At 69.2% G+C, this 21944-nt stretch carries 20 protein-coding genes and 1 tRNA gene; 10 read left to right on the top strand and 11 right to left on the bottom strand.

Annotated features, from left to right (window positions below; genetic code table 11):
* Positions 1–17 precede the first annotated feature (17 nt).
* Positions 18–590: a protein-L-isoaspartate O-methyltransferase family protein gene (locus MPLG2_RS03600; RefSeq protein ID WP_105184963.1), complete on the bottom strand. Its 573-nt coding sequence runs from the start codon at positions 588–590 to the stop codon at positions 18–20.
* A gap of 63 nt (positions 591–653) precedes the next feature.
* Between MPLG2_RS03600 and MPLG2_RS03605 the strand changes: the two genes are divergently transcribed.
* The 3 genes from MPLG2_RS03605 to MPLG2_RS19910 all read left to right on the top strand — a co-directional run bounded on the left by MPLG2_RS03605 (position 654) and on the right by MPLG2_RS19910 (position 4155).
* Positions 654–1937 (top strand): MFS transporter, encoded by a 1284-nt coding sequence (locus tag MPLG2_RS03605; protein WP_197710068.1) that lies wholly within the window; start codon positions 654–656, stop codon positions 1935–1937.
* A gap of 98 nt (positions 1938–2035) precedes the next feature.
* A complete protein-coding gene (locus MPLG2_RS18930) occupies positions 2036–3112 on the top strand; it encodes an APC family permease (protein WP_197710069.1) in 1077 nt (358 codons plus the stop codon).
* Entirely contained in the window at positions 3097–4155 is a 1059-nt protein-coding gene (locus MPLG2_RS19910) for a hypothetical protein (RefSeq protein WP_425543129.1), read from the top strand. The genes MPLG2_RS18930 and MPLG2_RS19910 overlap by 16 nt, the downstream gene beginning before the upstream one ends.
* Positions 4156–4330: 175 nt before the next feature.
* Here MPLG2_RS19910 and MPLG2_RS03620 read toward each other — a convergent pair whose 3' ends face one another.
* Positions 4331–5914: an IS1182 family transposase gene (locus tag MPLG2_RS03620; RefSeq protein WP_105184965.1), complete on the bottom strand. Its 1584-nt coding sequence runs from the start codon at positions 5912–5914 to the stop codon at positions 4331–4333.
* A 96-nt stretch (positions 5915–6010) separates the two neighbouring features.
* Between MPLG2_RS03620 and dusB the strand changes: the two genes are divergently transcribed.
* On the top strand, positions 6011–7153 hold the full coding sequence (dusB, locus tag MPLG2_RS03625) for a tRNA dihydrouridine synthase DusB (RefSeq protein ID WP_105184966.1): 1143 nt from the start codon (positions 6011–6013) through the stop codon (positions 7151–7153).
* A gap of 2 nt (positions 7154–7155) precedes the next feature.
* Here the strand turns inward: dusB and MPLG2_RS03630 are convergent, their stop codons facing one another.
* From MPLG2_RS03630 to MPLG2_RS03665, 8 genes are all read right to left on the bottom strand, one after another.
* Positions 7156–7815: a hypothetical protein gene (locus tag MPLG2_RS03630; RefSeq protein ID WP_105184967.1), complete on the bottom strand. Its 660-nt coding sequence runs from the start codon at positions 7813–7815 to the stop codon at positions 7156–7158.
* Positions 7816–7934: 119 nt separating this feature from the next.
* Positions 7935–8237, bottom strand: a complete 303-nt coding sequence (locus tag MPLG2_RS03635) for a hypothetical protein (RefSeq protein ID WP_158680840.1) — start codon at positions 8235–8237, stop codon at positions 7935–7937.
* Positions 8234–9220, bottom strand: coding sequence for an ROK family protein (locus MPLG2_RS03640; protein ID WP_105184969.1), 987 nt, complete (start codon positions 9218–9220; stop codon positions 8234–8236). Before MPLG2_RS03640 ends, MPLG2_RS03635 begins: the two co-directional genes overlap by 4 nt.
* A complete protein-coding gene (locus MPLG2_RS03645) occupies positions 9217–10668 on the bottom strand; it encodes a glycoside hydrolase family 3 protein (RefSeq protein ID WP_105184970.1) in 1452 nt (483 codons plus the stop codon). Before MPLG2_RS03645 ends, MPLG2_RS03640 begins: the two co-directional genes overlap by 4 nt.
* 4 nt (positions 10669–10672) lie before the next feature.
* On the bottom strand, positions 10673–11533 hold the full coding sequence (locus tag MPLG2_RS03650) for a carbohydrate ABC transporter permease (RefSeq protein ID WP_105184971.1): 861 nt from the start codon (positions 11531–11533) through the stop codon (positions 10673–10675).
* Positions 11533–12486, bottom strand: a complete 954-nt coding sequence (locus MPLG2_RS03655) for a carbohydrate ABC transporter permease (RefSeq protein ID WP_105187445.1) — start codon at positions 12484–12486, stop codon at positions 11533–11535. The genes MPLG2_RS03650 and MPLG2_RS03655 overlap by 1 nt, the downstream gene beginning before the upstream one ends.
* 136 nt (positions 12487–12622) lie before the next feature.
* Positions 12623–13978 carry an extracellular solute-binding protein gene (locus MPLG2_RS03660; RefSeq protein ID WP_105184972.1) on the bottom strand — a complete coding sequence of 452 codons (1356 nt, stop codon included), beginning with the start codon at positions 13976–13978 and terminating at the stop codon, positions 12623–12625.
* 60 nt (positions 13979–14038) lie between these two features.
* Complete coding sequence (locus tag MPLG2_RS03665) at positions 14039–15145, bottom strand: ROK family protein (protein WP_105184973.1); 1107 nt, start codon at positions 15143–15145, stop codon at positions 14039–14041.
* 88 nt (positions 15146–15233) lie between these two features.
* On the opposite strand from MPLG2_RS03665, the gene MPLG2_RS03670 reads away from it, so the two are divergent.
* The 5 genes from MPLG2_RS03670 (at position 15234) to MPLG2_RS03690 (ending at position 19761) form a co-directional block, all read left to right on the top strand.
* The gene (locus MPLG2_RS03670) at positions 15234–16328 is read left to right on the top strand and encodes an HD domain-containing protein (RefSeq protein WP_105187446.1); all 1095 of its coding nucleotides are present in this window, start codon (positions 15234–15236) and stop codon (positions 16326–16328) included.
* A 10-nt stretch (positions 16329–16338) separates the two neighbouring features.
* Positions 16339–18207: a DNA primase gene (gene dnaG, locus MPLG2_RS03675; protein ID WP_105184974.1), complete on the top strand. Its 1869-nt coding sequence runs from the start codon at positions 16339–16341 to the stop codon at positions 18205–18207.
* A gap of 103 nt (positions 18208–18310) precedes the next feature.
* On the top strand, positions 18311–19111 hold the full coding sequence (locus MPLG2_RS03680) for a sigma-70 family RNA polymerase sigma factor (RefSeq protein ID WP_105184975.1): 801 nt from the start codon (positions 18311–18313) through the stop codon (positions 19109–19111).
* Between the two features lie 33 nt (positions 19112–19144).
* Positions 19145–19651 carry a hypothetical protein gene (locus MPLG2_RS03685; RefSeq protein WP_105184976.1) on the top strand — a complete coding sequence of 169 codons (507 nt, stop codon included), beginning with the start codon at positions 19145–19147 and terminating at the stop codon, positions 19649–19651.
* 34 nt (positions 19652–19685) lie between these two features.
* Positions 19686–19761 (top strand) — tRNA-Asn (locus tag MPLG2_RS03690).
* A gap of 439 nt (positions 19762–20200) precedes the next feature.
* Here the strand turns inward: MPLG2_RS03690 and MPLG2_RS03695 are convergent.
* Positions 20201–20917, bottom strand: coding sequence for a TetR/AcrR family transcriptional regulator (locus tag MPLG2_RS03695; protein WP_105184977.1), 717 nt, complete (start codon positions 20915–20917; stop codon positions 20201–20203).
* Between the two features lie 70 nt (positions 20918–20987).
* On the opposite strand from MPLG2_RS03695, the gene MPLG2_RS03700 reads away from it, so the two are divergent.
* Positions 20988–21467 (top strand): DUF6326 family protein, encoded by a 480-nt coding sequence (locus MPLG2_RS03700; RefSeq protein WP_197710070.1) that lies wholly within the window; start codon positions 20988–20990, stop codon positions 21465–21467.
* The last annotated feature ends 477 nt before the right edge of the window (positions 21468–21944 follow it).

The raw sequence follows: 21944 nt of genomic DNA on the forward strand, positions 1-21944 counted from the left end.
ACCCGCACCGGGTGGTGCTACACCAGCGGCACGAAGCGGAACCGGTAACCCATGATCGGCTCGCGGTGCCAACCGTCGGCGTCGCGGTCGATCACCCACATCACCCCGGACGCCGGCGCCACCAGCCGTCCACCGACCGCGAGCTGCTGCTCAAGCTCGACCGGAATCTCGCCCGGGTCGGCCGACACGAGAATGCGGTCGAAGGGGCCGTCGTCCGGCAGCCCGAACACGCCCGCCCGGGCCGGCTCGATGCTCGCCCAGGGCTGCTCGAACCCGGCCAGGTTGCGCCGCCCCATGGCCACCAGTTCGGGCACGATCTCGACACCCCGAACCCGCCCGGTCGGCCCGGTGAGCCGCGCCAGCAGCGCGGTGGTCCAGCCCGAGCCGCTGCCCACGTCGAGCACGGACGCCCCTACCGGCACGTGCAGCAGTTCGAGCATGAACTGCACCGTCCACGGCTGTGAGTTGGTGGCGCCGTGACCTATCGGAAGCGGCGCGTCCCGGGCCGCCAGGGCCCGCACGTCGGCGGGAAGAAACCGCACCCGCGGTACGTCCGCGAGGGCCGCGATCACCCGGCTGTGCTCGGTCACCCTTCTAGGGCACCCCATGACCCGACCGCGGCGCAAGGGTACGGGTGTGATTGGCTAGCGCTCGTGCTTCAACGCTTGCGCGGCTTTCTGGCCGACACCCGCCCCCTGAAGCAGGCCGCGTTCCGCCGGCTGTGGATCGCCAACATCGTCACGGTGATCGGCGCGCAGCTCACCGTGGTGGCCGTGCCGGCCCAGATCTACGCGCTGACCAACTCCTCAGCCTGGGTGGGGCTGACCGGCTTGTTCGGGCTGGTGCCGCTGATCGTCTTCGGTCTGTGGGGCGGGGCCCTGGCCGACCATTTCGACCGCCGCACCCTGCTGATCATCACCACCGCCGGTCTGATCGGCACCAGTGCGATGTTCTGTGTGCTGGCGCTGCAGCAACACACCGACGTGTGGCTGCTGCTGATCGTGTACGCGGTGCAGCAGGCCTGTTTCGCCGTCAACCAACCCACACGGACGGCCGTCCTGCCGGCCCTGCTGCCGCTCGACCAGCTGCCGTCGGCCAGTTCGCTGAACATGACCGTGATGAGCGCCGGGGCCATCGCGGGGCCGCTGATCGGCGGCGCACTCATTCCGATCTTCGGCTTTCCGCTGCTCTACCTGATCGACACCGTCTGCTTGTTCGCCACCCTGTGGGCGGTGGTCAACTTGCCCAAACTGCCGCCCCAGGGCGAACGCAGGGGCACCCCCGGCGTACGGTCGGTGTTGGACGGCCTGCGCTACCTGCTCGGCCACCCGATTCTGCTCACCTCGTTTCTGGTGGACGGCATCGCGATGATCTTCGGCATGCCGCGCGCGCTGTTTCCGCAGATCGCGCACGAGAGCTTCGGCGGCCCGGTCGAGGGCGGCTTGGCCTTCGCTCTGCTGTTCGCGGCCATGCCCGCCGGGGCTGTGCTGGGCGGCGTGCTGTCGGGATGGGTGGCCCGGGTCGACCGCCAAGGCCTCGCCGTGGTGTGGTCGGTGATCGCCTGGGGCGCGGCGATCACGCTCACCGGCCTCGCGGTGTGGTTCGCGCCCTCGGCACCGATGGCGATGCTCGCCGTGGCGGTCGCGGCGCTGGCGTTCGGCGGGGCTGCCGACATGGCGTCCGCGGCCTTTCGCCAGTCGATGCTGCTGGCGGCCGCCGACGACAACGTGCGCGGACGGCTGCAGGGCGTGTTCATCGTGGTGGTCGCCGGCGGCCCCCGCATCGCCGACGTGCTGCACGGTTGGGCGGCCGAGGGCATCGGCACCGCCGCCACCACCGCGGGCGGCGGCCTGCTGGTGATCGTGGGCGTCGTGGTGGCGGCGATCGTGCTGCCCGCATTCGTGCGCTACCGCATCTCGGAGCAGATGATGCGCTGAGCCGGTGCCTGTCAGGCCCGCGTCAAAAGCCGCCCGCCCTGCGTCAAGGCGGCGTCAAGAACCGAGCGGCTCAGCCGCACACCGAGTGTGCTGAAGGCGTGACCACCACGCTGCGCCTTCCGAAGCGCCTGCTCGTCGGCAACCCGATGACCACGACCCAGCTGCAGGAGACGCTGCTGCCCAAGCGGCTGGCCCTGCCCGTCTACTGCTCCGACCCGATCAGCTCGAACGCCTACGCCACGCAAGAGATTCTGCTCGTGCTGGCCCTCGGCGGAGCGTCCGCCGTGCTGTTCACCCCGTGGGTCGCGGTCGCCGTGGTGTCGCTGCTGGCGCTGGTCACGCTCAGCTACCGGCAGACCTGCCACGCCTACCCCGATGGCGGCGGCGCCTACGCGGTCAGCCGGGCCAATCTGGGCACCAACGCGTCCCTGGTGGCCGCCGCGGCCCTGATGGTCGACTACGTGATGACGGTGGCGGTGTCGATCGCCTCGGGCGTCGAGAACTTCGTGTCGGCCTTTCCGGCCCTGGCGCCGTACTCGGTCGAGCTCTGCCTGGGGTTCATCGTGCTGCTGACGGTGATGAACCTGCGCGGAGTGCGCGAGTCGGGCACCCTGTTCGCGATTCCCACCTACGGCTTTCTGGTCAGCGTGTTCGTGATGCTCGGGGTGGGTTTCTACAACAGCCTGATGGGCCACACGCCGGTGGCCGAGTCGGCCGGCTTCGGATTTTCCCACACCGACCCCACCGGTGCCGCGCTGATCATTCTGCTGCTGCGCGCGTTCGCTTCGGGCTGCACCTCGCTCACCGGCGTCGAGGCGGTCAGCAACGGCGTGCCCACGTTTCGCAAGCCGAAGGCGCACAACGCCTCGGCGACGCTGCTGCTGATGGGCGGGTTGAGCATCGCCATGATGCTCGGCATCTCGGTGCTCAGCACCACCGCGCAGATTCACATCGCCGACTCGCTGGGCGACCTCACCGGTGTGCCCGTCGACTACGAGCAGCGGACAGTGCTGGCCCAACTCTCGGCGGCCGTGTTCGGCAACAACACGTTCGGCTTCTTCGCCGTGCAGGGCTTCACCACCGCCATTCTGGTGCTGGCCGCGAACACCGCCTTCAACGGCTTTCCGATTCTGGCCTCGATTCTGGCCGCCGACGGTTCATGCCCAAGCAGTTGAAGCGCCGCGGCGACCGGCTGGTGTTCAGCAACGGCGTGGTGATCCTGGCCGCGGTGGCGGGCCTGCTGATCCTGGTGTTCGACGGTTCGGTGACCCGACTGATTCAGCTGTACATCCTGGGCGTGTTCGTGTCGTTCACGCTCAGCCAGGCGGGCATGGTGGTGCACTGGCGCAAGCACGCCGCCGAGCACGGCTGGAGCGGCACGTTGATCGGCGAACTGTCCGTCAACGCGGTCGGGGCGCTGGCCACCGCAGTGGTGCTGGTGGTGGTGCTGATCACCAAGTTCACCCACGGCGCCTGGCTGGTGGTGATCGCCGTCCCGGTGCTGTTCCTGATGATGAAGCGCATTCATCGGCACTACCAGCGGGTGTCGCGGCAGCTGAGGCCGAAGGCGGCGGGCATCACGCTGCCCAGCCGCAGCCACGCCATCGTGCTGGTCAGCCAACTCAACGAGCCCGCGCTGAAAGCCCTGGCCTACGCGCGGGCGATCCACCCCGACACCATCACCGCACTGCGCGTCGACACCGACCCCGAGCGCACCGCACGGCTGGTGGACGACTGGGCCGAGCGCGACGTGCAGGTGCCGCTCACGATCGTGAGCTCGCGCTATCGCGAGCTGACCGCCCCGGTGCTCGACTTTCTGGACGGCCTGCGGGTCGGCCCCCGCGACGTGGTGCAGGTGTTCGTTCCCGAATACGTGGTGGGGCATTGGTGGGAGCAGGTGCTGCACAACCAGAGCGCACTGCGGCTGAAGACCCGGTTACCTGGCAGCGAAGCGTGCCGTGCGGCGCGGCACCGAGGTGAAGCTCACCCCCACCGAGTGGCACCTGGTCGAGGCGCTGGTGCGCCGTGCGGGCACCCTGGTGCCCGGCGCCCAGCTGCTCGCCGAGGTGTGGGGCCCGGGGTACGAGAACCAGGGCAACTACCTGCGGGTCTACTTCGCCCAGTTGCGCCGCAAGCTCGAGGACGTGCCGAGCGCACCGCGGCACTTCATCACCGAGCCCGGCTTGGGGTACCGCTTCGAGCCCTAGGAGCTTGCTGAACAAGGTTCCATTCTGACGGCGTGTTGAGTATGGGCGACGAGCGGGACGCCGCCAAGGCGGTCGAGCGGCGAGTTTGAGTCAGCACCCTGGAGTGCGACAACGGGGTCGTCCCGCCCGTGTGAGGTCCATGGTGGCCGCTGTTGGCTGGAGGTTCAATGCCCTCTGGGCGGTCGGTCAGGCCAGCGCCCAGCCGGTCGGTCCGTGGGTGAGGCCGAGGGTGAGGAGTCGGCGCAGGTTGATCGCCGCGGCCCGGTTGTGGAGCCAGTTGTCGTTCCTGGTCACGCCCCGGTAGGGCACTTTCCGGTTCCCTTGGGTCAGCCAAGCGATCGTGCGTTCGACCATCGGCCGGTGTTGTCGGTAGGTGGCCTGGAAACCATCGTCGAGGGCTCGTTGACGGTGCTGGCGTTGCAGTAGGTCCTGAGGATGCAGCGTGATCTTGCGGCCTCGCTTCGCGGTGGTGCACTGCTCGGCCAGGGCGCACCCGTGGCAGGCGGCACCGAACGTGACACTGCCCTTGCCACTGATCGGGCGGCTGATCCCGGCCGGGCAGGTCAGAGTGCGTGTCGCGGCGTCGTGGGTGAAGTCGTCGATGGTGAACCCGCCCGTGACGGCGGGCCGGATCGGCCACGGCTTCACCAGCGGTGCCCACTGCTTGGCGTCAAGCGTGGCGAGCATGTCACCGGTGGCGTAGGCCGAATCACCCAACACCTCAACCGGGCCGGTGATCGTCGGGTCGGCGACAACCAGCCGGGCACCGACGGTGGCGTCGCTGTTGTCCGGCCCGGCCGCCTTGGTCAGCTCAACCATCGTTGCCAGCCCGGTATCAGGCTCGATGACCACGTGGGCCTTGAACCCGTCCTGGCGACGTTCCACTGTCTTGTGCGCATGCCGCGCCTCCGGGTCGACGGTCGAGATGACCCGATCCGGGGCGACCCGCCGGGCGATCCGCCACTGGCCATCGGTGCCGTCAGAGTCTTCGGCCGGTTCGACATCCTGCCCGGCGACCAACGCGAGTAGGGCGATCGCCTCGGCCGGCTTGCCGCCAGCGGCAGTGATCGTCTCGACATCAAGGCCGTCGAGCAGGGCAAGGGCGTCGTTCACGAGTGCGGTCACCAACTCGTCGCGGGCCTGGGCGTCGTCCCACGCGATCCGCGGTTTCGCGGTGGAGTCGTAGCCCTGCCCGGTCAACGCGGCCAGCCGAGTGCACCGCTCGCCGATCACCTGATGGGCGCCGGGCACCTCCCGGCCCACCCGGCGGACCTGGGCGATCAGCTGGGTGACGGTGTCCTGTCGGGCCACCGCATCATCCAGGATCGTCGAATCCAACGCCCGCCGCTGACGACCTTTCACCGCACCCGTCGCGGCGATCACGTCCCGGACCACCTCAAAGATCCGCTGCGGCCGCCCGCTGGACGCCAGCCGACGCCGCCACACCGTCAACGACGACGCATCGAACCCCTTCGCGTCGATCGGGAACCCGCACGCTGCTTTCCACCGCAGGTCGAACGTGAGCGCCTCGACCGCTTCCCGGTCCGACAACCCATGAAGGGACTGCAGCACGATCACCGACGCGATCACCTCGCCCGGGATCGAGGGCCGTCCACGGCCTGAGGGGAACAAGTCAGCGAACAACGCGTCCGGGAACAACCGCTGCCGATGCTCGGCCAGGAAGCGGAACACGCTGCCCTCCGCCAGCAGATGCCCCGCCAACGACTCCACATCCAACACGTCCCGCTGCGGACTCGACTCACCCTGCACAACCCAACCATTCCAGCCCACGGCCAGTCAGACCGGCGGGCACGCGGACGGATTGTTCAGCAGTCTCCTAGGGCCCACCGGCGGTACCCTGGCCCGATGCACACCCTGCAGCGCGAGGCCCTGCGGCTGGGGCCGATCGCGGTCGACCCGCCGGTGGTGCTGGCACCCATGGCCGGCATCACCAATGCCGCCTACCGGCAGCTATGCCGCGAGCAGGGCGCCGGGCTGTACGTGTGCGAGATGATCACCAGCCGGGCCGTCGTCGAACGCATTCCGAAGACCTTCGCCATGTTGCGCTTCGACCCGGGCGAGACCGTGCGGTCGGTGCAGTTGTACGGCGTCGACCCCGACATCATGGCCCGGGCGACCACCATTCTGTGCGCCGAGTTCGGGGTGGCCCACGTCGACCTCAACTTCGGTTGCCCGGTGCCCAAGGTGACCCGGCGCGGCGGCGGGGGAGCGCTGCCGTGGAAACGCGACCGGCTGGCCGCGATTCTCACCGCGACGGTCGCCGCGGCCGAGCCGTTCGGGGTGCCGGTCACCATGAAGACCCGAATCGGTATCGACGGCGACCACGAGACGTTTCTCGACGCCGGCCGCATCGCCGCCGACTGCGGCTGCGCGGCGATAGCGTTGCACGCCCGTACGGTCAAGCAGGCCTACGGCGGCGAGGCCGACTGGGCTCGCATCGCCGAACTGGTCGACGCGACGTCCATTCCGGTGCTGGGCAACGGCGACATCTGGGAGGCGGCGGACGCCCTCGACATGATGCGGCGCACCGGTTGCGCCGGCGTGGTGATCGGCCGCGGCTGCCTGGGCCGGCCCTGGCTGTTTCGCGACCTGGCGGCCGCGTTCGCCGGCGAGCCGGCACCGCCGCTGCCCAACCTGGGCGAGGTGGCGGCCATGGTCTACCGGCACGCCGAACTGCTGGCCGAGCTCGAGGGCGAGACCTACGGCCTGCGCGACCTGCGCAAGCACATGGCCTGGTACTTCAAGGGCTTTCCGGTGGGCGGCGAGGTGCGTCGCGCCCTGGCCATGGTGGAGTCGCTTTCTCAGCTCGAGGGCCTGTTGGCCACCCTTGACCCGAGCGAGCCGTTTCCGGCCGCCGAGTTGGGCTCACCGCGCGGTCGGCAGGGTGCGCCGCGCGGCAAGGTGGTACTGCCCTACGGGTGGCTCGACTCAGAAAGCCTGGGCGACACCGACATTGCCGACGCAGAATCGGACGTGTCGGGCGGCTGAGGTCACTGCGCCGCGTACGGCATCAGCGCCAGCACGAGGGCGAGTATGCCGATGAACGGTGCCAGCACGCCCAGAATGATCGACCACACGCCGTAGCTGCGACCGCGCCGGGTGGCGGTGGCCACGATGCCGGTGACCCAGCCGGCAATACCGCCGAACATGGCGAGTTGCAGCGTCAGCACGCCGGTGGCGCCCAGTTGCTGTTGAAGTACGGTGGCGAGCTCGTCTTCAGACAGGGTGCCGCCGGCGCCCGCGAGGAACGGGCCGAGCTGCTGCCCCATGCGCCAGAACAGCCAGGCGAAGACCACCGTGCAGACCACCACCACGCCGAGCGCGATCATGCCCAGCAGCGGTGAGCGGGGTTGCGCCACCTGACCGTAGGGCTGCATCTGCCCCCCGTTGTACGCCTGCTGCGGGGTGGGGTAGGCGGGCTGGCCGTACGGCTGCTGACCGTAGCCGGATTGACCGTACCCCGACTGCTCGTAGCCGCTCTGCCCATAACCGGACTGGCCGTAACCCGACTGCCCATAACCGCTCTGCCCATGACCGGACTGGCCGTAACCCGACTGCCCGTACCCGCTCGGCTGCGTCCAATCGCTCTGCTGGGGCCGGTCGCTGCTTGGCTGGTACGGGTTCTGTTGGGGGTACTGCGGGTTGGTCATGGCTGCCTTTCGCGCGCTGATACCCCCATTGTGTCAGCACCACCCCAGAGCCGGCTGTCACCGCCGGCCGCGCCAGCCACCGATCGCAGCCGAGGCGAAGGTGCTCGGCTGAACGCCCACTACAGCGGCAGGCCGAAGAACACCGTCGCCAGGAACACGGCGTAGACCGCGAGAGCGGCATAGCCGAGCCAGGCGGGCAACCGGCGCGGGCCGCGACCGAGTGCGATGGCGGTCAGGCAGCCGGCCAGCAGCACCCACACCACGGCGTGTCCGTGGCGCCGGACGAAACCGGCATCGGCGGCGGGGTGGGTGCCGTCACCCACGAAGATGAACAGCCCGGCGACGAGTATGGCGATCACGGCCCCTATGCCGGCCAGCAGGCGGGTTCGCGGCCGCACGCTCGATGTGGGGCTGTCACTCATCGGTCACTCCGTCCCAGTGCGGCAGGGTCACTGGCACAAACGATAGAGGGATCGTGGCACTGGGCGCCGCGGCCAACCAGAGCCGCCCCGATGGCGGCCAGCGGGTGATTGCCCGGCAGCAGGGTGATGCGTGCCGGCAGATCGAGGGACGCCAAGAAGTCCGAACCCGCGGCACGCTCGGTGAGCTGCCGGCGGGCCAGGTCGACCAGGCCGGGGGCGGTCCGCACCACCCCACCGCCCAGCGCGACCCGCGCCGACCCGTGCGCCAGCACCACCAGTTGGACGGCGGTGGCGATGGCGCCCCCGATGCGCAGCGACTCGTCGATCGCGGCCTGATCGCCGGCGTGAGTGGCCTCGACCAGACCGGGCAGGGTCAGCCCTGCAGCGGCGAGGCGTTCGGCGATGCGGCGACCGCCGGCGAGCACCTCCAGGCAGCCGATCTGCCCGCACACGCAGCGTCCGGCGGACGGGTCGACCGGCAGGTGGCCGATCTCGCCGGCCAGGTTGCCCTCGCCGCGCACCAGCCGTCCACCGACCAGGGTGGCCGACGCGATGCCGGTGCCGAGGTTGATGTAGCTGAGGTCGGCGGTGGGCGTGCGCAGGTAGTCGGCGGCCCCCAGGGCGGTGGCCTTCACGTCGTTGTCCACCCGCACCGCCACGCCCAGTTCGGCGCTCAGCAGCGCACCGAGTTCGAGCCGTTCGATGCCCAGGTTCACCGCGTGCAGCACCACGCCGGAGCAATGGTCGACCTGCCCGGGAATGCCGACGCCGACGCCCATCAGTTCGGTGACCTGCGTGCGGCCCAGTTGCAGGCACTCACGGGCCAGGGCCAGTGCGCCGCCCACCACCCCGTCGGGGCCTCGGTCGGTACGGCGCACCCGGTTGGCGATCACCCGCGACGAGGCGTCGAGCAGCACGGCCTGGGTCTTGGTGCCGCCGATGTCGATGCCCAGGCTCGGCCCCGAGCACTGTGGCGCGGTCATCTGCGGCGCTCCGCGAGCGCCCGCAGCAGGGCCAGCATGGTGCCTCGTCCACCGCAGTAGGTGATCACGTCTGGGCGCACCTTGGCCGACGGATCGGGCCAGCCGAGTTCGACGATCAATGCGTCGGGCCGTGCGGCTCGAATGTCGGCCACGGCGGCGGTCAGCTGAGGCACCCGGCTCAGGTCACGACCCTGCACCACCACTGGTCCCTCGGATTGCAGCACCGGCGTCAGGTCGAACGGCCGGTGCAGCGTGGTGATCGTCGCCCCGGGAAACGCCGCCGAGATCTCGTCGGCCAGATGGTCGGCCAGGCCCCACACGGTGTCGCCGGCCGCGATGTTGTCGGGGGAGTCCAGCCGCACCAGCAGCGGAGCCGCCAGGGCCGGCAGTGGGCCGACGATCGTGAACCCGGCGGCGGTCAGTTCCGGCGGTTCGGGCCGCTCGCTGGGTGCGGCGGCTCGTAGCGCGGCCACGCCACGGCTGAGAGTTGCCACCCGTTCGGCGGCCTCGAACACGCGCTGCTGCGGCAGCCGTCCCGAGGCCACCGCGGCGAGCACGGCTGCGCGAATCTCGGCCAACTGCTCCGCGGTGTTGTCGGTGCCGATGCACAGCAGGTCGCACCCGGCGGCCAGGGCCAACACGGCGGCCTCGGCGAGGCCGCGCCCCGCACTCGCACCGGCCATGTCGAGGGCGTCGCTGACGATCGCCCCGGTGAAGCCGAACCGGTCGCGCAGCAGGCCGAGAATCGGGGCGCTGAGGGTGGCCGGCAACTCGGTGTCGAGGGTGGGCACCATGATGTGCGAGGTCATCACCGCCAGCGTGCCGGCCTGCACGGCCGCCCCGAACGGCACCAGCTCGCGAGCCGTCAGGGTGCCCGGGTCGACGGTGATGGTGGGTAGCGCCAGGTGCGAGTCGGTAGCGGTGTCGCCGTGGCCGGGAAAGTGCTTGGCGCAGGCGGCCACCCCGGCCCCCTGCAGTCCGCGGGTGTAGGCCGCCACGTGCCGGGCGACCAGAGCCGGGTCGGCGCCGAAGCTGCGCACGCCGATCACCGGGTTGCGTGGGTTGCTGTTGACGTCGGCGTCGGGTGCCAGGTCGAGGTCGATGCCGGCGGCGGCCAACTCGGCACCGATGCCGGCCCCGACCCGCTCGGTGAGGCCCTCGTCGTCGACCCGTCCCAGGTAGGCCATGGACGGGTACGGCGAGCCCGTCAGATGGTGCAGCCGGGTGACGTCGCCGCCCTCTTCGTCGGTGGCGATCAGCGCGGCCGGGTTGGCGGCGTGAATCGCGTCACAGAGCGCCCGGGTCTGTTCGGAGTCGACGATGTTGGTGGCGAACAGGCACACCGAGCCCAGGCCGTCCGCCAGTTCGGCGGCCAGCCAGTCGGGCAGCAGCGGGCCGACGAACCCGGGCATCAGCGTGGCGTTGACCGCCCTGGTCAGGGGGTTCATCGGCTCAGCCCTTCACCGCACCGGCGACCAGCCCGGAGGTGAGCCGGCCCTGCACGATCAGGAAGAACACGATCACCGGCACCGCCACCAGCGTGGACGCCGCCATCACCTGACCCCAGTCGGTGGCCCGGGTGGCGCTGGCCTGCACGAAGCCGCGCAGCCACAACGGCAGCGTGCGGTACTCCTCCTTCTGCAGAATCACCAGGGCGATGGTGAACTCGTTCCACGCCTGCAGAAAGGCGTACACGCCCGAGGCGACCAGGCCGGGCGCGAGCAGGGGGAGCGTGATGCGAAAGAACGCCTGGGTGCGGCTCAGCCCGTCGACCATCGCGGCCTCTTCGAGCTCGATCGGCACGCCGGCCACGAAGCCGCGCAGCATCCAGATGGTGAACGGCACGACCGCGGCGATGTACAGGATCGACACCCCGATCACCGAGTTCAGCAGGTTGAGTGAGCTCATCAGCTTGTACTGGGCGATGAACAGGCCCTCGGCCGGCAGCATCTGAATGAACAGCACGGTCAGCACGAAGCTGGCCCGGCCGCGAAACCTGAACCGGCTGATCGCCAGCGCCGCCAGAAACGCGAACAGCAGGCAGAACACCACGGTGGTCAGGGTGATCGCGGTGCTCATGCCCAGGGCCGGCCAGAAGGTGCCCTGGTTGATCACCGCGATGAAGTTGTCGAACGAACCGCCCACCGGCAAGAACCGGGGCGTGGTCGAGGTCAGCACCGTGTTGGGCAGCAGTGAGCTGTTGACCATCCAGTGCACGGGGAACACCCAGGCCAGGGCGACCAGCACGGCCACTGCCGAGGCGGCGATGCGGCCGGGGCGCAGCCGGCGGCGGGGGAGGACGGCGGCGGTCATCAGGAGTCTTCCTTCATCAGGTGAACCACGTAGAAGAAGCTGAGGGCGACGGTGAGAATCAGCACGAAGATCGACAATGCCGAGGCCATGCCGAAGTCGGACGAGCCGACGCCCAGCCGGTAGATGTAGGTACCGAGCAGGTCGGTGGACGCGGTGGGTGCGCCGGCGTCTTGCAGCATCTTGATCTGGGCGAACACCCGCAGGTCCCAGATCACCTGCAGCAGGGTGACGATCATCAGCACCGGCCGGATCATCGGCATGATGATCGCGAAGAACCGCTGCCGCGGGGTGGCGCCGTCGAGGGCGGCGGCCTCCATCACCTCGTCCGAGATCTGGGTGAGGGCGGCGTAGACCGAGAAGGCCACGAACGGCACCGACATCCACACCACGATCACGGTGGCGACGAAGTAGAAGCTGAGCGGTTGCTCGAGCCAGTTGTGGTTGGTGAAGTCGAGGCCGAGTTGCGTCAGCCCCCAGTTGACGATGCCGCGGCGCCAGTCGAACACCCAGATCCACACCGTCATCGACGCGATCACGGGCATGGCCCAGGCGAGCAGCATGGCCACCTGCAGCACCAGCCGGGTGACGGTGCCGACGGCGTTCATCAACAGCGCGATCAACACGCCCAACACCACGGTGATCGCCGCGTTGACCAGGCAGAACGCGATCGAGCGGCCGACCACGGCCCAGGTCTGCGGGTCGCTGAACAGGCGGGTGTAGTTGGTCAGGCCGACGAACGTCGGCGGCTTGCCGAACTGCTGGGCCAGGCCGAACTGAAGAAACGACGTCCAGGTCTGCCACAGCATGGGGTAACCGAGGGCGAGCACCAGAATCGCGACCGCGGGCACCAGCAGCGCATACGGCACGGCGGCACCGCGGCGGCGTCGGGACGACTGGGGCTCGGGCTGCCCGGGTGAGTCGGGGTGCGCCTGCGGCGCCGTGGGCGCAGACATGGCGGTCATCGTTGAAGCCTCTCACTGAAAGTGGTCGCGGGAGCCCGAACCAGAGGCTCGACCGGGCGAGCGAAACGCCCGTGGCGAAGGGGGTGCCCGGGCCGGTTGGGGGGACCGGCCGGCCCGGGCGGATCTGTTACTTGGCGTTCAGCAGCGGCGTCAGAATCGCGTCGTACTCGGCGGCCAGCGCCGTCACGTCGCCACCGTCGGCCACCTTGGCGAAGAACTCTTCGAGCTTGCCGGACGCCTCAACACCCGCCCAGCCCGGAGCAGCCGGGGTGAGCTTGCTGTTGGATGCCGACTCGATCAGCGCCTTGGCGAACTCGTCGTCGCCCAGGCTCGAGGTGTAGTCGGCGTTGGCCGGGCCGAGACCGTTCTTGCCCAGCATCTGCTGGTACTCGCTGCTGAAGATGATCGTGAGCAGCTCGCGCGAACCTTCCTGGTTCTTGCTCTTGGCCGAGATGCCGATGTTCGAACCACCGGCGAACACCGGTGCGGGCTTGCCGTCGTTACCGGGCAGCACGAAGGTGCCGAAGGTGTCGCTGTTCCACTCGCGGGTCTCTTTGCCGTCCTTCTTCACCAGGTCGCCGATCGACCAGTGCGCCCAACCCGGCGCCATGATCGTGGCGGCGGCGAGGCTGGTCTTGCCGGTCACCTTGTCGCCGTCCTTGATCACGTCGGAGTTGTTGATGTAGAGCCACGGCGACTCGTCCTTGGCGGTCTTCGGGGCGCGCGAGGCGTCCTTTTGAATCTCCCGGAGCTGGGTCAGGCCCTTGATGCTGTTCGGGTCCGACAGGGTCGACGTCCACTGGCCGTTCTCGTTCTTGGCCAGATCGCCGCCGTTGGCGAAGATCCACGAGATGCCGTTGCGCCAGTCCTGGCCGCCGATGAAGAAGCCCGAGAAGTCCTTGATGTTCTTCGGGTTCTTTGTCGTGATGGTCTTCACGGTGGCGTTGAACTCGTCGAGGGTCTTGGGCACCTCGACGCCGGCCGCGGAGTAGATGTCTTTGCGGTAGAACATGTAGCGCGAGCCGAAGTAGTAGGGCAGCGTGTAGTTCTTGCCGTCGACCTTGCCCACCTCGACGAACGACGGCAGCAGCTTGTCGCCGCCCAGTTCGCCGTACAGGTCAGAGATGTCGCTGAAGGCGCCCACGTTGGTGAAGGTGGGCGACTGGGTGTTGCCGACCTCGACCACGTCGGGGGTGTTGTTCTCGTCCGGCAGGGCGGTGGTCAGCTTGGTGATCAGGTCGCCCCACGACTGCTCCTCGATGGTGAGCGTGCCGCCGGTCTTGGCCTGGTAGGTGGTCTTCAGGTAGTCGCGCAGTTCGTCGGGCGTGTCCCCCCCGGCGAGCCACAGGGTGATGTTCTGGGGCGCGGCAGAGGCGGCGGCGGAGCCGGACGCCGACGGGCTCGTGGTCGAGCCCGTGGCGCAGGCGCCGAGGGCCAGGGCCGAGGCGGTCAGCAGGGTGACCGCCGACAGCTTCTTGTTCATGGTGTTCCTCTCGGGAGCGGATCGGTTGGTGATGGATGGGTGGACGGGTAGGCGCGCCGGTCAGCTGACGCCCAATTCGCTGAGCAGTACGAGGTCTGCTGCACCGAGCAGAACCGCGTCCTCGCCCAACGGGCTGGCGGTGAGTTCCAGAGCGGGCCGGAACTCAGAACGGGTGCGCTCGACGATCAGGTCGCGCGCCGCGTTCAACAGGGGGTCGGTGACGATGTCGGAGGGGCCGCCGACGACGATGCGTTGCAGGCCGAGCATGGCCACCACGGGCGCGAGCGCCCGGCCCAGCCGGTGCCCGGCGTCGCCCAGAAACTCGTCGCGCCGCTCGGGGTTCTCGGCGATGCGCGCATTCAGGGCCGGCACCGAGGCCCAGGTCTCGAGGCAGCCGATCTTGCCGCAGCCGCAGCGCGGGGCGTCGTTGTCGATGGTGACGTGGCCGATCTCACCGGCGTCGCTGGCGGCACCGTGCACCAGCCGTCCGCCGATCAGCAGGCCGGCACCCACGCCGCGCGAGAGCTGCACCCGCACCAGATCGTCGGGGCCGCCGGCGATGCGGCGTTCGGCCAGCACGGCCGCGTTGGCGTCGTTCTCGACCAGCACGGGTAGGTCGAGGTCGGCCAGCAGCAGCTCGCGCAGGGGCACGTCCGACCAGTGCAGGTTGGGGGCCGACAACACGGTGCCCAACCGGTCGACGGTGCCGGGGGTGCCCACGCCGAGGCCGAGAATGGGGTTGGTGGCGGCTGCGACCAGTTCGGCGGCCAGCGCCCGCACGGCGTCGAAGGCGGCGTCGCCGACGGCGCCGTCCAAGGGTCGGGTGAGCCGCACCAGGGGTTCGCCGGCCAGCGAGACCACCGCGCCCCGCAGCCGGTCGCGGGCCGAGAGGTCCATGGCGAGCACGTCGCGTCCACCGTCGTTGAGCTCCAACAGCGTGGACGGCTTGCCGGGCCGGCTGGTGTCGCTGGTGCCGGTTTCGCGCACCAGGTCGGCGGCGATCAGTTCGGCCACCAGATCGCCGATGGTCACCTTGGTGAGACCGGTTTCACGGGCGAGGTCGGCGCGCGAGAGCCGGGGCGTGGTCTTGACGGTCTGCAGCACGAGCGCGAGGTTGCTGCGGCGGGCGTCTTCGGGCCTCAGGGTGCGTCGGACTGGGTACTGCATGTGAGTTAGTAAACTTTACTAACTAGTAGTGCGCAACCAGTTCGATCAGTGGTTACCGAGTCGTCATCAAGCTGCGAGTATGGACGGCATGGCAGAGCTTCCACCGCGGGCGATCGCCTGGGCGCAGACCATGGCGGGGCATCCGGGCGACGCCCTCGTGCGTGCGCACCGCGACCCCGGCGCCATGTTGGGCCTGATGGCGCCGGTGCTGCGCGAGCAGCGTGAGGCGTGGGAGGCCGAACATCTGGTGCCGGGCGCCACCCGTGCCCTCGGCATGGGCAACCGGGCCCGGGCCGAGCAGCCCGACCCCGAACGCACCTGCTTCGAGCGTGACCGTGACCGCATCGTGCACTCATCGGCGTTCCGCCGGCTGGCCGGCAAGACCCAGGTGGTCGTGTACCCGTCCGACCACCAGCGCACCCGGTTGACCCACGCCCTCGAGGTCGCCCAGGTGGCCACGTCCATCGCGCGGGGGGTGGGCGTCAACGTCACCCTGGCCGAGGCGATCGCGCTGGGCCACGACTGCGGCCACGGGCCGGGCGGACACGCCAGCGAAGACGCGTTCGACGCCTTTCTGGCCGAGGGCTACGACCACGGCCCGTGGGGGGCCGACGTGGTGCTGGCGCCGCTCAACCTGTGCGCCGAGACCCTGGACGGCATTCGCAACCACTCGTGGTCGCGGCCCACGCCGGCCACCGTCGAGGGCGAGATCGTCAGTTGGGCCGACCGCATCGCCTACTGCGCCCATGACCTCGAAGACGCGATCGGGGCCGGCATCGCCTCGGTGGCCGACCTGCCCAGCGGTGTGGTCGAGCTGGCGGGGGCGACCAGGCGTCAGCAGCTCAGCACGTTCATTCGCGAGGTGATCGGCACCACCGTCGCCACTGGCGAGATCGGCATGGGTGCCGAACTGGCCGGTGCGCTGGCCGAGCTACGCGCGTTCAACTACGAGCGCATCTATACCCGGCCCGAGTCGCTCGCCCAGTCAGAGGCGGTGGTGGCGGTGCTGCGGGCGTTGGTCGAGTTCTACCTCGAGCACCCCGAGCGGCTGCCGTCCGACGTCGGTGGCGACCCGGTGCACGCCGCCGTGGCCTACGTGGGCGGCATGACCGACCGGTTCGCGTTCGAAACCGCCGTCGAGCTGCTGGGCTGGCGGCGAGACCGACTGCCGCGGCCCGCGTAGACTGCCGACCGTGCCGGGGCTGATCAACGAAGAAGACCTGGCCACCGTGCGCGAACGCAGCCGCATCGAAGACGTGGTGGGGTCGTACGTCACGTTGCGTCCGGGCGGCGGGGGAGCTTTGGTGGGGCTCTGCCCCTTTCACGACGAGAAGACGCCCTCGTTTCGGGTGACACCGACCCGCGGCTTCTACTACTGCTTCGGCTGCAACAAGGGCGGCGACGTCATCGGCTTCGTGCAAGAGATCAACAACTCCAGCTTCGTCGAGGCGGTGGAGTTTCTGGCCGACCGGGTGGGCGTGCAGTTGCGGTTCACCGACGGCGGCGGCGGCAACCGGGTCGAGCCGGGGCTGCGGTCGCGCATTCTCGAGGCGAACCGGCTGGCGGCGGAGTTCTTCGCCGCCCAACTGGGCACCCCCGAGGCAGTCGCCGGGCGGCAGTTTCTGGCCGAGCGCGGCTTCGACCGCGACGCTGCCGAGCACTTCGGCGTCGGCTTTGCCCCGATGGGTGGACGTGACCTGGCCAAACACCTGCGCGGCCACAAGTTCAGCGACGACGAACTGGTCAAGGCCAGCCTGATTCGCGAGGGCGGCGGCTGGGACTACTTTCAGGGCCGGCTGGTCTGGCCGATTCGTGACGCCGGACGGTCGGTGCTCGGCTTCGGCGCCCGGCGACTGTTCGACGACGACCGCATGCCCGCCAAGTACATCAACACCCGCGAGACCCCCGTCTACAAGAAGTCGAACGTGCTGTACGGGCTCGATCTGGCCCGGCAGAACATCGCCAAGAAGAACCAGGCGGTGGTGGTCGAGGGCTACACCGACGTGATGGCGGCGCACCTGGCGGGCGTCGACACTGCCGTGGCGTCGTGCGGAACCGCCTTCGGCGACGACCACGCCCGGCTGCTGTCGCGGTTGATCGGGTCGTCCGACGCGCTGAAGGGCGAAGTGGTGTTCACCTTCGACGGTGACGCCGCCGGGCAGGCCGCGGCCCTGAAGGTGTTCGCCGGTGACCAGCACTTCATTTCGCAGACCTATGTGGCCATCGAACCCACCGGGCTCGACCCGTGCGACCTGCGCATTCAGTCGGGCGACGCGGCGGTGCGCGAGCTGGTCGCCCGGCGCGAACCGCTGTACCGCTACGTGATGGCCAACACCATCGCCGGTTTCGACCTCGACCGCGTGGACGGACGGCTCGAGGCTCTGCGCGCCGCCGCTCCGCTGGTGGGCAGCGTGCGCGACAACTCCCTGGTCAACGGTTACATTCACGAGCTCGCCAAGATGCTCGGCAGCGACGTCGACGAGGTGCGTCGCGAGGTGGCCCGTGCGGGGCGGCGCAAGGTGGCGCCGTCGTCCGATCGACACCGCGAGCCGGAGCCGCCGCCGCCCGACGAGCAGCCCGCCCTGGGGTTGCCCATGCCCAACCCGCGCGACCGAGGCCTCGAGGTGGAGCGCGGCACGTTGCGGCTCATGGTGCGGGCGCCCGAGGCGTTCGAGCAGGGCTGGAACGACACGGCCGTCGACGACTTCACCCACCCCGCCTACCGGGCGATCTTCGAAGCGATCCTCGCCGCCGGAACGCCGGCGAGCGATTGGCCGCAGCCGGTGGTGCAGGCGGCGGCCGACCCCACCGCGGTGCAGGTCATCGCGGCACTGGCCACCGAGCCGCTGATGCGCCCGGCCAGCCCCACCTACGCGGCCGAGTATGTGGCCAAGCTGAAGCTGTTGAGCGTGTCGCGCACCATCGCCAACCTGAAGTCGAAGTTGCAGCGCACCAATCCGGTCGACGATCAACCGAGCTACAACCGCATGTTCGCCACCCTGCTCGAGTTCGAGAAGCAGCGCCGTGAACTCACCGAACGGGCGGCCGGCCCGGCTTTGTGACGTTTTGTGAGTGGGGCGCCGAAACGGTGTTGTCTGTTCGCTGCCTACCCAGGCTTGTGGGGGCAACACCCTGGGCAACAGCAGGTCGCCATCGTCTGGATGCATGACGACAGAGACGTTGCTGGGGGCCGCCGACGAGATCAGGCTGGCCAGAACCATTGAGGCCGGCCTGCTGGCCGGTGACCTGATCAGCCGGGCCGACTACGCGTTCGCCTCGGACGCCGAGCTGCTGCAGATCGAACGCGAGGGACGGCTGGCGTGGCAGCAGTTTCTGCTAGCCAACGTGCGGCTGGTCCAGTGCATCGCGACGCAGGTTGCACGTCAGAGCCGGGCACCGCTCGAGGAGCTGTTTCAAGAGGGCTTTCTCGGTCTGGCTGACGCGGTGCAACGGTGGGACTGCCGGGCGGGCTACCGCTTCAGCACCTACGCCACGCCCTGGATTCGCCGGCGGGTGCACGACGCGTCGGTGGCGTCGGTGCAGTCGGGGCCCGAGTCCGTCCGCACGCTGCAGCGGGCCGGCCGGGTGCGGCAGTTGGCCGACGAGGTGGGCGCCGACCTGCAGCGAGCGGCCAGCGACGACGAGTTGGCCGGGCTGCTGGGCCGCTCGGCCGATTGGGTGGGCCGCATGCGCCGGGTGGGGCCGAGCCTGCCGCTGCTCATCGACATCGCTGCTGACGAGCCGTCCGAACTCGACGAGCACCCCGAACTTGGCCGGCTGCTCGGCTCGCTGCCGTGGCCCGAAAACGAGGTGGTGCGCCGCCGGTTCGGCTTCGACGGCGAACCGCCGCTGCACCAGCGGGCCGCGGCCGAGGCGATCGGCATGTCGCTCAGCACCTTGCGGCGGCACGAGGCGCGGGCACTGCGCCGGCTGCGCGGGTGGCTGCTCGACGACATCGCCGCCTGATCGGGTGCCGGCCGTTGCTGGCAGTATGGCCGCATGGGTCTGTTCGATCGCGCGGGGCTGCCGTCCGAGGATTTTCGCAGCCTGGGCGAGGCAATCGGGGGCCGTGTGCGGGTGCTCGCGTGGGCACGCGGCGCCGACGGCGTCGTGGTGGGACTGCCCGACCGGCTGGCGATCCAGACGCGTGACGGCTGGCGGTTCGTCGGCTGGCACGACATCGACAAGGGCGGATGGGACGCCAAGGACAGCCGGTTGCGCTGGGCCCTCGTGGGTGGCGGTGACGACGAGGTGGTGCTGACCGAGCCGGGGTCGCTGCCCGACCTGTTTCGCGAGCGGGTGGGGGCCAGCATCGTGGTGCAGCAGCGGTTCGAACTGAGCCGTGGACGAGCCGCCATGATCGTCGCGCGCCGCCGGCTGGACGACGATCGGCACCCCCTAATCTGGTCGCTCAGTCGTCAGGGCGGGCCCTTCGATGTCGCGCAGGCCGACCAAGCCGAGGCCGAGTTGGCCCGGCTACGGCGCGAATACGACATCGCCGGGTAGGTCTGGTAACGTTTCTTCTCGCGTTCAGGCGCGATCCCCTGTAGCTCAATTGGCAGAGCGTCGGACTGTTAATCCGTAGGTTCCTGGTTCGAGTCCAGGCGGGGGAGCCACCGCTCAAAGGCGTTCTGACTAGGTAATACACCAGTCCGAACGCCTTTCGCTTTCACCCCGTGGGCAACATATGGGCAACAAGCGAAAGCACTCCCAACCGAAGGGAGTTACCTATTTCCTCCACAGCCACCTGCCGCCAAGTCGGAGGCGAACAGCTCAAGTACTCTGACTGCCCTGCCTGGTGCGACCATCACCTATGCCGCGGGACGCCGTCGGGACGAGCAAAATGTCTGTGATGCGCTCATCCGATCCATCTGCTAGTTGGAAGAGGCGATGATCGGCAGGATCATCCGGGCTGGTCGCGAGCGGCAGAAGAGGGCGGTCGTGCTCGTGTGGACGTGGTGGAGGGACGACTGCTCAAGGGGGCGCGGGATGAGTCCTCCTGCGCGTGTGGCGGGCGGCTTCGCCGAGGGCCGGCCTTGGCTTGGGTTGTGAGGGTCAGCGGGAGGGTCGGAGGCGTTCGAGTCCGTCGAGGATGAGGGTGAGGGTGAACTCGAACTCGGCCTGGGTGTCGCAGACACTCAGGGAGTCGGTCTGGTTGTGCGGCTGGGTCATCGCCATCGCGCTGAGATATGGGAAGCCCGCTGCCAGCTCCATCATCTCGTCGGTGGTGGTGCCCTGGTCGGTCGAGCTCGGTTCGAAGAGTTCCTGGGTGAAGCCCAGGATCATCGAGCCGAGGGAGTGGATGGCCCGGTGGGCGATCTCGAAATCGAAGCCGGCCTGGATCATGGTGGCGACGAGGGCTTCGAAGATCTTCATCGTCCGTGGGGGGACGTTCGACTCGGCGGCTACCAGTGCGGGGGCCCAGGGGTGGCGGAGCATCACGCGCCGGGCGCCAAGGCATCGGTTGCGGATCGTTGTCCGCCAGTCCGTGGCGCTGGTTCCGGGCACTCCGCCGAGTTCGGCCGGGTCGGGTTCTGGGTATGGGTCGGTGAGGGTTTCGGCGATGACTTCGTCGATGATCATGGCGGTCAGGGCGGAGAGCAGCCCTGCCTTGTCCTTGACGTAGTAGTAGAGGGACATCGCCTCGCAGTCGAGTTCGTCCGCCACACGGCGCATGGTCAGCGTGCCGAGACCGTCCTGGTCGGCTGCTGCGAGGGCAGCGTCGAGGACGCGTTCGCGACTGAGTGGCTCTTTGGACGTTCTCGCGGGCATGTCCCACCTCCCTTGCGGACGCCTATCTTACGTCCTAAGATGTATCTTACAGACTAAGAAGGGATCTGCTGTGACCATCCACATGACGAACCTGGCGCCGGTTGTCCCCGCTGACGGTTCCCGCACCGACCCCCGCACGGTCGTCTCGTCCCTGTGGCTGTTCGCCATCCTCAACTACCTCTACTGTGACCTGCTCGGGCTGATGTACCCCAAGGACCTGCAAGGGTTCCTTAACGGAAACGTCGGGGGCCTGGTCATCGACCAGCAGTTCCTGCTCTACGCCGCGATCCTGATGACCGTGCCCATGGCGTCGGTCCTCATCTCCCGGATCGCTGCGCACCGGTTCGCGCGCATCGAGAGCATCGTGGCCGCGGCGGTGATGACCCTGGTCCAGCTGGCCACCCTCGTCTTCGGGACCCCACCCACGTTGCACTACCTGTACTTCTCCGTCATCGAGGTGGCCACGACGATCGCCATCGTGTGGGTGGCTGCGCGCAACTGGAAGCTCGACACCCGGACAAGCCAGGAGTCGGACAGCAAGCACATGTAGCGACCCCACTGGCGCGCCCGGAGACTCTGCCTCGTGAGAGACGAGGGGACCACGCCAGGCAGAGTCATCCGCCCCGGGTGCGGCAGAAGAGGGCGGTCGTGCTCGGGAGGCCGAAGCCGAAGGCTACCCTCGCACACCGCGGCAGAAGAGGGCGGTCGTGCTCGGGAGGCCGAAGCCGAAGGCTACCCTCGCACACCGCGGCAGAAGAGGGCGGTCGTGCTCGGGAGGCCGAAGCCGAAGGCTACCCTCGCACACCGCGGCAGAAGAGGGCGGTCGTGCTCGGGAGGCCGAAGCCGAAGGCTACCCTCGCACACCGCGGCAGATGAGGACGTTAGCTGGTGAGATCGGCGACCGGGTGTGCCTCGGCAACGCCGCACCGCATCGGCGCGAGCGTCTGCCTGGGGGGTCCCTGGTTTGCCGTGCTCAATGGGCACTGAGCGGCGAGGGCTGCAGCGTCAGCTTTTCGGCCGTTGCCCG

Source organism: Micropruina glycogenica, assembly GCF_900289045.1.
GTDB lineage: Bacteria > Actinomycetota > Actinomycetes > Propionibacteriales > Propionibacteriaceae > Micropruina > Micropruina glycogenica.

Bases quoted from the DNA above. Each gene is read 5' to 3' on its own strand.
- MPLG2_RS03645 (WP_105184970.1), bottom strand. From the start codon at position 10,668: ATGAACCCCCTGACCAGGGCGGTCAACGCCACGCTGATGCCCGGGTTC.
- MPLG2_RS03695 (WP_105184977.1), bottom strand. From the start codon at position 20,917: ATGCCCGCGAGAACGTCCAAAGAGCCACTCAGTCGCGAACGCGTCCTC.
- MPLG2_RS03635 (WP_158680840.1), bottom strand. From the start codon at position 8,237: ATGAGTGACAGCCCCACATCGAGCGTGCGGCCGCGAACCCGCCTGCTG.
- MPLG2_RS03650 (WP_105184971.1), bottom strand. From the start codon at position 11,533: ATGACCGCCGCCGTCCTCCCCCGCCGCCGGCTGCGCCCCGGCCGCATC.
- MPLG2_RS03665 (WP_105184973.1), bottom strand. From the start codon at position 15,145: ATGCAGTACCCAGTCCGACGCACCCTGAGGCCCGAAGACGCCCGCCGC.
- MPLG2_RS03680 (WP_105184975.1), top strand. From the start codon at position 18,311: ATGACGACAGAGACGTTGCTGGGGGCCGCCGACGAGATCAGGCTGGCC.
- MPLG2_RS03660 (WP_105184972.1), bottom strand. From the start codon at position 13,978: ATGAACAAGAAGCTGTCGGCGGTCACCCTGCTGACCGCCTCGGCCCTG.
- MPLG2_RS03685 (WP_105184976.1), top strand. From the start codon at position 19,145: ATGGGTCTGTTCGATCGCGCGGGGCTGCCGTCCGAGGATTTTCGCAGC.
- MPLG2_RS19910 (WP_425543129.1), top strand. From the start codon at position 3,097: ATGCCCAAGCAGTTGAAGCGCCGCGGCGACCGGCTGGTGTTCAGCAAC.
- MPLG2_RS03670 (WP_105187446.1), top strand. From the start codon at position 15,234: ATGGCAGAGCTTCCACCGCGGGCGATCGCCTGGGCGCAGACCATGGCG.
- MPLG2_RS03655 (WP_105187445.1), bottom strand. From the start codon at position 12,486: ATGTCTGCGCCCACGGCGCCGCAGGCGCACCCCGACTCACCCGGGCAG.
- MPLG2_RS03630 (WP_105184967.1), bottom strand. From the start codon at position 7,815: ATGACCAACCCGCAGTACCCCCAACAGAACCCGTACCAGCCAAGCAGC.
- MPLG2_RS03640 (WP_105184969.1), bottom strand. From the start codon at position 9,220: ATGACCGCGCCACAGTGCTCGGGGCCGAGCCTGGGCATCGACATCGGC.
- dusB (WP_105184966.1), top strand. From the start codon at position 6,011: ATGCACACCCTGCAGCGCGAGGCCCTGCGGCTGGGGCCGATCGCGGTC.